Consider the following 12,086-nt stretch of genomic DNA (forward strand, 5'->3'; position numbering starts at 1 on the left):
GCTATATAAACCGTCACGAGTAAATACTCGCGCCAGGCTGAATAGCGCCAGCATACTGTTTCCGATAACTCACCGGCGTGGTGCCTGTCCAACGCCGAAAAGCCCGATTGAAAGCACTTAATTCATTGTATCCCAGAATATACGACACTTCTTTTACCGGATACTGGCCTGCCTGCAAGTAATGCAATGCTAACGATTTTCGGATGGAATCGGTCAGTTGCTGATAGGTAACGCCTTCTTCCTGCAATTTCCGCTGCAAGCTTCGGCTACTCACATTAAGATTAGCCGCAATAGCATCAAGGGTCGGAACGCCCAGATACGCATTCGCCAACAGGAAGTTGTTAATCCGTTCACTCAGCGATTTGGTATTCGTGTAGGCTTCATCCAAAGCACTCACTTTTCGCAACAAAACGGCCTGCAAGTCATAATCGGCGGCCAGAATAGGCTCATCCCAAAACTGGCTATCGAGTTCCATCTCATATATCGAAGCGTTTTGAATGGACTGACACCGCAATACCCGTTCATATTCAGCCAATTCGGTCGATTCAACGGAAAACTTGGCCGTGCGCGGCTGTATTTTTTTCAGAATAAGTCCATCCACTTCGTGCAGGGTAAACGCCATGAAAAAATCCATCACCTGACGAAACATCAGCGGAGATTCTCTTCGCGCCACCGTCGAAGGAATGAATCGGATGGTGAAGGATTTCTCGCTGCGAGCCACCTCCATTGTCAATAGATCGGTGATTAGATGGGAAAAAGCCGCAGCATGGGTTAGTGCTTCGCCAATCGTACGACTATGCCGTATGAGTTCGCCCACAACACCCAGCGCTGACACCTGCAACGACTCGCCAAAATGAAGGCCGAACAAGGAATCGTTACTCAGTTCCGTGGCAGCCAGCCAAAGCGCATTGATTTGTTGCGTGGTTGGACTTGGGCTTGATTCACTTCTCAGCTCCGTCAACTCAATCCCTGAGCGACTGCATAACTCGGCCAGATCGACATTCTTCTGGACAGCATAGGCTAGTAAATTCAGCGCCAACCGTTTCTGATAATCCTGCATAATACAAAGTTACAGAAATCGAGCTGGCTGTTTTTTCCCGGGTGTGAAATGGTAATATATTGGCGGGTATGGTACGATCTGGTGCGGGTATTTACCCGCGCCAGAGTCAGACGATAACTTACACCCCAAATTTCCGGAGGTTATAGACGAAGCTAACCATAAAATAGCGCGTCAGAACTCGGCTTTGGACATCCTCTACGTACGAATCACCCGTGTTTCGAATGACGCTTCGGTTCTGGTTCAGTAAATCGAACGCCTGCACGCGAAATTCACCCTGTTTTGCCTTTAGAAACTGCCAGGCAAGGGCTGCGTTCCAGAGCGTAAACTGCTGGTTGTAGCCAGCCGCCCGACCCGTTGTGGCCGTATAAGTCAGATCGCTGGTAAGGACGAAGTTGAACGGGAGTTGCCAATGGACATCGACCGTTGCGTACTGCGACCAGAAGGCTGAATTCTGCTTTGACAGGAGCGAGTAGGTGGCCGTCTGATAACTAATTGTACCACTGAGGCCATAATCCAGTTTGCCGTTATAGGCCGATTGCAACCGCACGCCCTGTCCCAAAAATACATTTTTAGCCTCGTTGGTCTGGTCATTGATCAAACTAATTGCCCGACTGAAACTAGCATTCGTTGTCAACGTAAGCCCCAGTTTCGTTGGCTGGAGTGTGCGGCCAATCGATAATGATCCGTTTGCTGCCAGATATCCACCCGCATTGATGGGCTGAGTTGTTTGGGCGCCAGCGCTATTGATCGTTGTGGTTGTACTGATGCGGTTAGTACTCTGGTTTAGACTGGCAAATATAAACAGGCTTTTCCCTCCAGCCCCACTCGATCCATTATAGGTTAGGGTAATATTGTTGTAATATTCCGGCCGAAGGCCGGGGTTTCCCAGACGGATAGTCAGCGGATTAGTATTGTCGACAATGGGTTGTAATTGTGTCACCGAAGGCGGAGTTATCCTCGTCCGGTATTGCAATCGAAGGCTGCGATTTCTCGAAAACGTATAACTAAGTAGCGCACTAGGAAGCAGATTCAGATACTGGCGACTCCTGCTTGTGTCAACAGAACGATTGTCAACCTCTAAGTTGGCCTGTTGCAGGTCGAAACCCAGTGCATAGGTATACCGAAGTCGGCGCGTCTGTAAGGTGGTGCCAATGCGGTGCGTTGCGAAAAGGCTACTAAAGTGATTGCTCAAAGCAGCATTGGGCTGGTCATATTGCCCTGTTGCTTCACTCGCATCAATCACATCGCGCTCGGCTCGGTTTCGATTGGCTGCGTAGGCGTACCGAAGTTCTAATTTTTGTGTGAGCGACAAGGGCTCTGTCAGCGATAGGGTCAGCGTATTCTGGAGCGAGTAGCTATTCTGGCGATTACGCTGGTTCAATCGGATTGTAGTCAGCGGAGTCGTCCCTGTCGAATCATAGAATTGATTAATCGACTGATTGAGGGCATTCGTCAACCCATTTGTCAGCACAGTGTTCAGGTTCACCGACAATGTTCGTCCTTCTTTACGAAATTTCCGCATGACTAACAGGTTATTATAGCCATTGAGACCGTCGCCGGTTGAGCCATAATGAGTGTCGCCATCGTTGAGCGCCTGCCCTGTCGGCAAATACGATCGGGCTGTAATCCGGCTATCGTAACCAGTAGCTTGACATGAAACGTTGGGGCTTATACGTAAGCTGGTTAGCGAATCAAGCTGCCAATCCAGCCGACCATTGAAGCGATGCGTTGTCTGGCGATTTTGCGAATAGGTATGCTGATCGGTCAGGAACGACCGGTCGGGCAGCACATTTTCCCGCCGGCTTCGCTGATCGGTCGTGGTGGTGGCCTGATTCAGAAAATAACTCGATGACAGTTCTGCCCGTTTGCCTAGCTTATCCCGAAAATTGAGTCCCCCTGCCTTGATTTCAATAATATTCGTCGGTGACTGATTAGCCGAAGGGTCAATACTACCTGGCCCACCAACTGTTATGGGGCCACCCGTGCCGCCACCAAGCGTAAAGTTCTGCTGGTTCAGGTTATTGGCCTGCCCGATCAACGATAGCTGTCGGCCCGGTCCGTCGCCACGGTTGTTAAAGCGATTCAGGTTTAATCTTCCCTGATAGCGCTCATCAGTCCCTGCCCCAATGGAATTCTGTCCAAAATAGCCTTTCTGCTTGTTTCGCTTAATGGTGAGGTTAATGGTGCGTTCGCGATTACCATCGTCGATACCCGAAAATTGCGACTGATCTGACGACTGATCGTAGAGTTGAACCTTATCGACAATATCGGCAGGGAGGTTTCGGGTAGCCATTTTCGGGTCATTTCCGAAAAAAGGTTTGCCGTCGACCAGCACGCGATTTACGGTTTGTCCCTGCGCTTTAATCGAGCCATCACGCGCCACCTCAACACCGGGCAGTTTTCGCAGAAGCTCTTCCACCTGCGCATTGGGTTGAGTTTTAAAGGAACCCGCATTAAACTCCACGGTATCGCCCTTAACGGCAACGGGGCTGCGTTCTTGCCTGACTGTCACTTCATTAAGTGTGCTCGCCTGCTCAATCATTCGTATGGTCCCCGCATTGATCGGCGTTTCTCGACCGACAGTTATGTACGATGACGCGTTTCGGTACCCTAGAAACGTTACCAGGATTCGGTAACGACCTGGGCCGACGTTGCGGAGTCGAAATTGGCCATCGCCGTTTGTAATGGTGGCATCTATATAACTGGAATCTCGATCCGTCATCAATGAAACGGTGGCCATCCGTAGGGGTTTCCCACTAACCGAATCGACTGCAACGCCTATGACTTCAGCTTTCCCAGATACTTTTTGGGCAAACGTAAGCCCGCTTCCAGCCAGTAGCAGGAGGACAAAAAGAGAGAAGAATTTCATGCTGTAAAACCTCACCCCAACCCCTCTCCTGTTTTAGGAGAGGGGCTTTTTTATACCTCGGGTGGAAGGATTTAGTGGTATATCCTGTCAAAAAAATGGTTGATCAGTTTCGCTCACCCATCATTATCTGCTGTTGGAAGTCGGCGGTGGCCTTTTGGCGGAGGTCGGCTAGTTGCTCAGGCGTGACGGCTTGAGCCTCTGCAGTTGGTTGCACTTCTTTGGCATTGATAGCCGACAAATTCACTTTGGTCGCTTTAAATTGTTCGCGGCTACTTTCGATCAGTAGCGCTACTCCCGTTTCAGGAGTTAGCTCACGAATAGGTGAATAGGTAATAGGCAATTCGGTGGTGAACCAGACCGTATACGTTTCATTTTTGAACGGTACGGTAGCTTTTCGACAAGTGTAGCCTGCAATCTTCCTGGTCTGATCGGTTAGTTGCCAGCCAGAAACACGTTGAATAGGGGCATCGGCCCGATACGTTTTCGCGTCCTTGTCTTTCCCAACGGTCAGCAGGGTAACCGTTTTCTGATTGGCCAGATCGACAAAAATCTTTTCTTCGAATGGACGACCAAAATTCGTATTGCGCGGAGGCCCGCCACCTGGACCACCTGGGCCGACAGCGCGAATGGTAATGCCTTGCTCGTCTCGGGTTTCTTTGGCGTATTTATCGGTAAACGTCACCTTCTGCCCGAAAGTCCGTGTATCAGGAATATCGGTCGGGAAATTAGGATCGCCGGGTTTGATCTGCTCACCATTGATCACAATACGTATCGCCGACAGGTCTACTTTTCGAGCCGCTTCATAACTGATCAGACCAGTTATTTGCGCCAACACGGGTCGGGTGGCGGCCAGTAATACAGCGAGGATAATGGTTAAAATAACATGCGTTTTCATACACAATCGTCTGATTTGATTTGATGAATCAAAGGTCAGGCGATCGTTTGTAAAGCACTGCTATATAATGTTAACCAGTGTTAACAGTGATACAAAGGCCATTTGCACGACGTAGATTTGTATATGACCCGACGCATACGTTCGATTTTCTGGCTAATGACAGCCTGCATTGTTGGCATCAATGCCTTTCAGGGATATTGGCTCTGGACAACCTACCAGCTCAATCGGGATCAGTTTGTCCGTACCGTTCAGGATGCCTTGGTACAGGCACTGGAGCGCCAGCAGGTGATTGATGCGAAACAACTGATGCGTAAGCAACCGCCGGGGAAATCGAAAAGAACCCCTACAAAGGCAGGCTCGGAAACCCGAATTATTGTGCGTCGCTTCGATAACCCTCAGGCAGCATCTCGCGGAGGAGAGACCCGAGTTTTTGTTCAAAGACATATTGATAGTTTGCAAGCAGACAAATCGCCCGAGCGTCTAGTGGTTACCTATAATCGAATTGATCCTGTGAAGCTTCAAGACCCTGCTGATACACTCGCCCGGCGTATTTCCAAGTTAGTCTTACTCGACTGGGCCGCAGGTACCATTACGAATCTGGGCAATCTGACAGTTATCTATAAAGACGAACTTCATCGCCGAGCCATTGACACCGAGTTTCAGCTCGACACGTTAAGAATCCGTTCCCAGGAAACTCATCAGCAAGGCAAGGATAAAATCTTTATTTTTCGCCGGGACATCACCAATCAGGCTGTTAAAAACACCAATGTTCTGCAAACAACACCCGAGCCGCTGAATCCCTTACAAAACCTATTTGTACAGGCAACATTCAGTACACCAACCTCTTACCTGCTTCAACGAATGGGCTGGCTCTTGGGGAGTTCTGTGATTTTATTGATCCTGACAACCAGCTGTTTTCTGTTTATGCTGGCCACTATTCTACGTCAGAAAAAGCTATCGGAAGTTAAAAATGACTTCATCAACAACATGACCCATGAGCTGAAAACACCCATTGCAACGGTATCCGCAGCCGTCGAAGCGCTCCAGAATTTCGGTGTCTTGAACGATCCGCAGAAAACCCAAACGTACCTGACCATCTCCCAAAATAATCTGCAACGGCTATCAGATCTGGTCGAGAAAGTACTGAATCTGGCGGTTGAAGAAAAGCGTGATCTGGTCTTACACCCCGAACCAATCAAGCTCGCCGATCTGACCAATGACCTGATTGCCAATCATCGACTTCGGGCAGCTAAACCGCTGTATGTGTCCACGCATATTCCTCCAGAAGCAACCATTTCAGTTGATCGTATCCATTTTAGCAATGCCCTGAACAACCTGATCGACAACGCAATAAACTACTCTCGTGATCAGGCCGACATTAGGCTAACATTTCAGCAACGAGCTAACGATGGCTGGAAACTGGTTGTAGCAGATAATGGCATTGGTATTCCGAAAGTGTATCAATCCGCAATTTTTGACCGTTTTTTTCGGGTTCCTACGGGTAATCTACATCCCGTAAAAGGGTTCGGTTTAGGGTTAGCCTACGTACAGCAGGTGGTCGAACGACATGGCGGACGAATCCGAGTGCAGAGTGAGCCGGGCAAAGGGAGTGAATTTATACTGGAATTTTGACGTATGCCGACTGTTCTACTGATTGAAGATGAAACTGCTTTGGGCATGATCGTTCGCGATAGCCTCGAAGTGCGCGGTTTTACTGTACTGTATGCCAGCGAAGGCATTGAGGGCTTAGCGCTCTTCAGGCAGCATCGACCCGATATAATTGTAGCCGATGTTATGATGCCACAGATGGACGGATTCACGCTGGCCGAACACATTCGCCAGGACAATCCCGATGTACCAATCATGTTTCTGACGGCTCGCTCCCAAACCGCCGATGTTGTCCGTGGCTTTGAGCTAGGCGGTAACGATTACCTCAAAAAACCCTTTAGTCTGGATGAGCTGATCGTTCGAATCAATGCATTACTACGCAGAAAGCCCTCCCCGCAGCCAACAGCCACTCCGCTGTTAACCATCGGTCGTTACCAATTCGACCCTTCGAAACAAAAACTCCTATTAGGTGGTCAGGTTATGCTTCTGTCGCACCGGGAAGCTGAACTACTCCGACGTCTTTATGAACAACGCAATCAGGTCCTCGAACGCAGCGCTGTATTGATGGAGCTTTGGGGAGATGATTCGTTTTTCAACGGGCGAAGTCTGGACGTATTCATCACCAAGCTCCGGCGGCATTTACGCGACGATCCACAGATCCAGATTATCAACATTCGGGGTATCGGCTATAAGCTGATTGTTTGACCAATGTAGCTTCGCTGGCGTGGGTAAATACCCGCGCCATAGCCAATATATCTTCCTATTTTCTATTGGCGCGAAATGGTAATTGTGTGGCGGTTTAGGGTAAAACTCAGCCGCGATACGCCCGGTACTTTTGTCAAAAAAACGCCATGAAACCAATCATCATCGCACTCTTGCTCAGCCTGAACAATTCAGAAAATGCTCCCAGGCCCAATCATCAACAGCCTGCCTTATTCAATCAATCATCACATAAACAACCCCAAATAACCACTATGGAAACGCAATCAATGCAAGTTGTTCGTACGTTTTTAACCGCTGTTCAACAGGGAGATCAGGCCAAATTAGCTGCCCTTATCCACCCAACTATCGAATGGAACCAGCCGGGAAACAACCGTTTTTCGGGCACAAAAAAATCGAGTACCGAAGTCTTTCAAATGGTAGGTGGCATGTTTCAGGCAACCGATAATAGTTTGGCCTTAACCGACATAAAGGTATTAACGGCCAACAGCAACAGTGTCGCCTGTCTGGTTCACTGGAAAGCTGTGCAGCCCAACGGCGGTGTCCTCGATGTGGATAATATCGACGTATATACTGTAGAGAACGGCCAGATTATAAAAGCCAAAGTATACTTGGCTGATGTAGCGCAGGAAAATAACTTCTGGCTGAAGTAGCCAACAAACGGTCTACAGCAACCGAAAGCTCATCCGGTGGTACTTCGTTGGGCCGAACTGCCGGATAGCTTCTCGATGAACAGTTGTTGGATAGCCCACATTCTTCGCCCAGCCATAAGCCGGAAACTCTAATCCAAGTTGAGCCATGAGGTCATCCCGATACGTTTTTGCCAGTACGGATGCGGCTGCAATGGACAGATAGTGCGCATCGCCTTTAATAATGCAGGTGTGCGGGATCATCGGATAAGGCACAAACCGATTGCCATCTACTAGCAGATGTTCCGGCTTGATCATCAATGCATCGACAGCTCGGTGCATGGCCAGAAAACTGGCTTTTAGAATATTGATCTGGTCGATATCGGTATGCGATACTTCGGCAACAGCCCAGGCCAGCGCATCGCGCTCAATGTCTTTTTTCAGTGTTTCCCGCTGCAGGTGCGATAACTGTTTCGAATCGTTCAGAATTGGGTGGGTGTAATCTTTGGGCAGGATAACCGCAGCCGCTACCACGGGCCCAGCCAGACAACCCCGGCCAACTTCATCTAAACCCGCTTCAACAGCATCGGCATTGTAATAGGAACGTAGCATAGTATATGTTTATGGTTTACAGTATTCTGTTTACGGTGGCTGACGCGCCCCATATTCATGTGTGTGTCAGCCACCGTAAACAGAATACTGTAAACCGTCTTAATCTTCCAGCACATTGCCAAAAATTGTGTTTTTCCATAGCAGTGCCAATAAGAGAAACGCGATTCCCCAGTACAGATAGATGCGGTAAAAATCCTGCACATCTTCATAAACTCGGACGCGAATTGGTGATTTTTCCAACTGGTTAATCTGCGCAAATACCGATTGCAGTCGGCGGATATCAGTCGCTCGGAAAAAACTTCCATTGCCAATGGTTGCAATTGTTTTCAGTATACCTTCATCAACGGTAGTGGCTTGCGAGGCCGACGTAACCAGGCGCCCGACAGCAATGGTATAGAGTTTAATATCAAATGCTTTGGCCAATTTCGCGGCTGTAACTGGGTCGAGATTCCCCGCGGTATTATCACCGTCGCTCAGCAAAATAATAAGCTTACTCCGCTTATTTCCTGTCTGCGTTGTATCTGTTAACAACGGTGCTCGTTCACGCATCCGATTGATACAGCGAGCCAGCGCATCGCCAATAGCCGTACCTGACGTCCGAATCATCTGGCTATTCAGATCATTCAGGTATTGCGTCACTAATCCATAGTCTGTTGTCAGTGGGCAAAGCGAGAAAGCCTCTCCGGCAAAGACCACTAGTCCGATTCGGTCGTTTTTTCGACCGTTCACAAATAGCTGGGCAACCCGACGGGCAGCGGCCAGTCGATTGGGAGGCAGATCCGTTTCGTCCATCGACTCCGATACGTCGATCGCTAACATAATATCAATCCCTTCCGATAATTCTTCACGCTGCGTTCGCACAATTTGCGGACGAGACAATGCAATCAATAGAAAGCTGCTGCCTATAAATACACTTAGCGGCAATAAGTACCGTAATAAACTAAGCCACGAACCACGCGTCTGAGCGCGTCCGGTAGGCGTTCGGGCATAAAGCTGACCTGTCGATATGTTTAGTCGTTGCTGTGCATTCCGATTCAGGTAATATCGAATAAGAAACAGGACCGGAATGGCCGGAATCAACGATAAAGCCAAAGGATAGACTACATGGAATTGCTGCCATTGCGCCGGACTTAGCCAGTGAGGTGAATACCAGGGTTCCATGTGATTCAGGAGATAGTTGGCGTTTCGGCCGATTGACTTGTTGGGTCGGAGTCTGTATGTGCAGTCGTCTGCATACTGGCCCGACTCCGATGGTACGCATTGGTTGCCACCTCGCCTAATAGCCGTAAGGCGGGTAGGGATTCGGGCGAATAGGTTCCTCCATAAATCATTCGATCGGCTTCACGAAGTGCATTGGCAACTCGTTCGTCATTTATCCGTACTGCTAACTCGGGCGTAGTTAAGGATGTATACGGCTGTTTATCAAGACGCTCTAGATACGACTTCCACATAACAACAGCCTGATTCGCAATTTCGGCGGCTGTATAGGAGTTAATCGTCCGGGTAAGTCGATTATAATCATTCAGAAACACCAGCTGCCTACGTTTCAACTGGTAAAGTCGCCACTGCCGCTTGATCGCTTGCCCAAACAGCCCGTATAATAGTAGCGTTGCCAGCGCAATCGATATGACTCCCAAGGCCAGCGCCCAATAATTAAACTGCTGCTGAAGCGTAACCAGGTTTGTATCGGTCGTGAGTTTTGGTCTGTTTAGTCGCGACGAATCTACGCTTGATAGAGGTAACTTCGATCGTAAAAAGACGGTGTCGATCGGCGTCCATTGCGCCGTACAATCGGTCTCATTGATAATTCGAATGGGCACACGTAAGAGTTGAATAGAGTCCGTTTCGAACGAAACCAGGGTGTACACGGCGCTATCACGGCTGATCGCATCAAAGCCAATTCCATTGGTCTCTGTAGCAAAAACAGTCACTTTCTGTACCCGATAAGGCGCAAAGTGCTTGGCTGTATCTGGAAATAACACATCGATTATCGGGGCGTGCCGATACGTTACTGCATATTGGAACGGACGCCCTATTTCAATGCTATCGGTCAGAAAATAGCCCGACAATGGCGATTTACGTGCCGGTGCCTTCTGAATCAGCGATAGAGGTGGAGCAGGGCGCGCCGGTTCGTTCGCCCGAATTGACAGGGGTATTAGTAACAGGAAAAGAATAAGTCGAATGGCGTATGTCACAACTAGGTTATTTCCTCACTCTAAATAATTCGACAAGTTTTGGCACAAAGTCCTCCTGCGAATCGAGCGCGAGGTAATTGGCATTGTACTGTTTGCAAAGTCGTTCCAAGCGAATCTGATTCTGGCGAAATGTATCATGCAGCCCATTCCGAAACGATATTGACGATGTATTGACCCACACCGTTCGGCCCGATTCGGTGTCGTGTACCGGAATAATGCCCAATCGGGGCAGATTTACCTCTCGCTGATCGTATAAGTGAATAACGACCAAATCGTGCTTTTTGGCCAATGCTTTCAGGTTATGTTCGTAATTAAGGTCAATAAAATCGGAAAGCAGAATCACCACACTCCGTCGCTTAAGCGCATTGAGGGTAAATAAAAGCGCATCGGCAATACTCGTTCGGCTCGACTCCGGCTGCAACTTAAACAGACTCATAATCAACTGATAGCCCGTTTTGAGTCCATTACCTGGCTTTATGTAACGCTCTTTCTTTTCCGAAAAGCAGTACAGACCCACATGACTGGCTTCGCGAATTGCCGACATGGCCAACACGCCACATACTTCTTTGGTAGCCATCAGTTTGTCGCGGTGGCGTGGCCCAACCTGCTGCGACGCACTCACATCTACCACAAAAAACACTGTCTGGTCTTTCTCCTCCCGAAACACTTTTACAAACGTACCGTGCCCTTTCGACGAAACATTCCAGTCGATAGCCCGCACATCATCGCCATACTGATATGTGCGCAAGTCACTGAACTCCAAACCAGTACCCTTGAAAATAGAGCGAAAACTTCCGCGCATCTGCGAGTTAACTGCCTTGCGGATGCGAATATCGAAATTACGAAGCCTGGCCAAGAACTCGTCCATACGAAACAGGCGTTATACTATTTTAACAACCAATCCCGAACTTTGCCCGTAGGGATTAGCTTACAAAGCTATTGATTTAAACGTATGCACCTAAACCGATTTTGCGCTCATCTGTGGATTCTGCTCCTAAGTGGCTGGCTGATTATAGCCTGTACAGCCCCGGAAGATGAAAAGCCGGATAGGCTGATTGATATAGATAAAATGGCCGACATCCTAACGGAAGTCCATATGGCCGAATCGCGCGTGAGTCGCCTGGGTTTAGCCTCCATCGACTCCTCAAATATTGCTTATAAACACCTGGAAACGAATATCTTCAAGAAATTCGGAGTGGACACGTCTGCTTATCGAAAGAGCTATATTTTCTATTCGTCGCACCCCCAGGATATGGAAGTTATCTATAAGCGGGTTACCGAAAATCTACAAAAAAAGATTGACGTCAAAAAAGTACAACAACAGGCAAAAGGTTGATAAAGCAGACCCAGCAACATATAGATTCAAGATAGCGTATTACTAGAATATAGTTCGTGAACGTATCTGCCTGGCAATTGTGTGGGCTAACTGATATGGTGGCGTATCTTTGTCTGACTGGATACAAAAAGCGCAGACATTAGCCCGACAATTGATTAATAG

Annotated in this window: 11 protein-coding genes; 4 read left to right on the forward strand and 7 right to left on the reverse strand. The window is 48.6% G+C overall.

Annotation, left to right across the window (positions count from 1 at the left end; all coding sequences use genetic code 11):
- Positions 1–13: 13 nt before the first annotated feature.
- The 3 genes from H3H32_RS28035 to H3H32_RS28045 all read right to left on the reverse strand — a co-directional run bounded on the left by H3H32_RS28035 (position 14) and on the right by H3H32_RS28045 (position 4,824).
- Entirely contained in the window at positions 14–1,060 is a 1,047-nt protein-coding gene (locus H3H32_RS28035) for a helix-turn-helix domain-containing protein (protein WP_182459043.1), read from the reverse strand.
- Positions 1,061–1,178: 118 nt separating this feature from the next.
- Complete coding sequence (locus tag H3H32_RS28040) at positions 1,179–3,929, reverse strand: outer membrane beta-barrel family protein (RefSeq protein WP_182459044.1); 2,751 nt, start codon at positions 3,927–3,929, stop codon at positions 1,179–1,181.
- A 103-nt stretch (positions 3,930–4,032) separates the two neighbouring features.
- Positions 4,033–4,824 (reverse strand): GLPGLI family protein, encoded by a 792-nt coding sequence (locus tag H3H32_RS28045; protein ID WP_182459045.1) that lies wholly within the window; start codon positions 4,822–4,824, stop codon positions 4,033–4,035.
- Positions 4,825–4,947: 123 nt separating this feature from the next.
- Here H3H32_RS28045 and H3H32_RS28050 point away from each other — a divergent pair, with 123 nt between their 5' ends.
- The 3 genes from H3H32_RS28050 to H3H32_RS28060 all read left to right on the forward strand — a co-directional run bounded on the left by H3H32_RS28050 (position 4,948) and on the right by H3H32_RS28060 (position 7,805).
- Positions 4,948–6,456 carry a sensor histidine kinase gene (locus H3H32_RS28050; protein WP_182459046.1) on the forward strand — a complete coding sequence of 503 codons (1,509 nt, stop codon included), beginning with the start codon at positions 4,948–4,950 and terminating at the stop codon, positions 6,454–6,456.
- Between the two features lie 3 nt (positions 6,457–6,459).
- Positions 6,460–7,137, forward strand: a complete 678-nt coding sequence (locus H3H32_RS28055) for a response regulator transcription factor (RefSeq protein ID WP_182459047.1) — start codon at positions 6,460–6,462, stop codon at positions 7,135–7,137.
- A gap of 269 nt (positions 7,138–7,406) precedes the next feature.
- On the forward strand, positions 7,407–7,805 hold the full coding sequence (locus H3H32_RS28060) for a nuclear transport factor 2 family protein (protein WP_182459048.1): 399 nt from the start codon (positions 7,407–7,409) through the stop codon (positions 7,803–7,805).
- Positions 7,806–7,817: 12 nt separating this feature from the next.
- On the opposite strand, the gene rnhB is transcribed toward H3H32_RS28060, so the two are convergent.
- The 4 genes from rnhB to H3H32_RS28080 all read right to left on the reverse strand — a co-directional run bounded on the left by rnhB (position 7,818) and on the right by H3H32_RS28080 (position 11,456).
- Positions 7,818–8,393 carry a ribonuclease HII gene (rnhB, locus tag H3H32_RS28065; protein WP_182459049.1) on the reverse strand — a complete coding sequence of 192 codons (576 nt, stop codon included), beginning with the start codon at positions 8,391–8,393 and terminating at the stop codon, positions 7,818–7,820.
- A gap of 99 nt (positions 8,394–8,492) precedes the next feature.
- A complete protein-coding gene (locus H3H32_RS28070) occupies positions 8,493–9,554 on the reverse strand; it encodes a VWA domain-containing protein (protein WP_182459050.1) in 1,062 nt (353 codons plus the stop codon).
- Between the two features lie 5 nt (positions 9,555–9,559).
- The gene (locus H3H32_RS28075) at positions 9,560–10,588 is read right to left on the reverse strand and encodes a hypothetical protein (RefSeq protein WP_182459051.1); all 1,029 of its coding nucleotides are present in this window, start codon (positions 10,586–10,588) and stop codon (positions 9,560–9,562) included.
- Positions 10,589–10,595: 7 nt separating this feature from the next.
- Positions 10,596–11,456: a DUF58 domain-containing protein gene (locus tag H3H32_RS28080; protein WP_182459052.1), complete on the reverse strand. Its 861-nt coding sequence runs from the start codon at positions 11,454–11,456 to the stop codon at positions 10,596–10,598.
- Between the two features lie 84 nt (positions 11,457–11,540).
- Between H3H32_RS28080 and H3H32_RS28085 the strand changes: the two genes are divergently transcribed.
- Positions 11,541–11,924, forward strand: coding sequence for a DUF4296 domain-containing protein (locus tag H3H32_RS28085; RefSeq protein WP_182459053.1), 384 nt, complete (start codon positions 11,541–11,543; stop codon positions 11,922–11,924).
- Positions 11,925–12,086 lie beyond the last annotated feature (162 nt).

It is taken from the genome of Spirosoma foliorum, assembly GCF_014117325.1.
Classification (GTDB): Bacteria; Bacteroidota; Bacteroidia; order Cytophagales; family Spirosomataceae; genus Spirosoma; species Spirosoma foliorum.

What these genes read in the sequence shown, in the direction of transcription:
- H3H32_RS28060 (WP_182459048.1), top strand. Translation starts at nt 7,407, where the DNA reads ATGGAAACGCAATCAATGCAAGTTGTTCGTACGTTTTTAACCGCTGTT.
- rnhB (WP_182459049.1), bottom strand. Translation starts at nt 8,393, where the DNA reads ATGCTACGTTCCTATTACAATGCCGATGCTGTTGAAGCGGGTTTAGAT.
- H3H32_RS28080 (WP_182459052.1), bottom strand. Translation starts at nt 11,456, where the DNA reads ATGGACGAGTTCTTGGCCAGGCTTCGTAATTTCGATATTCGCATCCGC.
- H3H32_RS28040 (WP_182459044.1), bottom strand. Translation starts at nt 3,929, where the DNA reads ATGAAATTCTTCTCTCTTTTTGTCCTCCTGCTACTGGCTGGAAGCGGG.
- H3H32_RS28055 (WP_182459047.1), top strand. Translation starts at nt 6,460, where the DNA reads ATGCCGACTGTTCTACTGATTGAAGATGAAACTGCTTTGGGCATGATC.
- H3H32_RS28045 (WP_182459045.1), bottom strand. Translation starts at nt 4,824, where the DNA reads ATGAAAACGCATGTTATTTTAACCATTATCCTCGCTGTATTACTGGCC.
- H3H32_RS28070 (WP_182459050.1), bottom strand. Translation starts at nt 9,554, where the DNA reads ATGGAACCCTGGTATTCACCTCACTGGCTAAGTCCGGCGCAATGGCAG.
- H3H32_RS28035 (WP_182459043.1), bottom strand. Translation starts at nt 1,060, where the DNA reads ATGCAGGATTATCAGAAACGGTTGGCGCTGAATTTACTAGCCTATGCT.
- H3H32_RS28050 (WP_182459046.1), top strand. Translation starts at nt 4,948, where the DNA reads ATGACCCGACGCATACGTTCGATTTTCTGGCTAATGACAGCCTGCATT.
- H3H32_RS28085 (WP_182459053.1), top strand. Translation starts at nt 11,541, where the DNA reads ATGCACCTAAACCGATTTTGCGCTCATCTGTGGATTCTGCTCCTAAGT.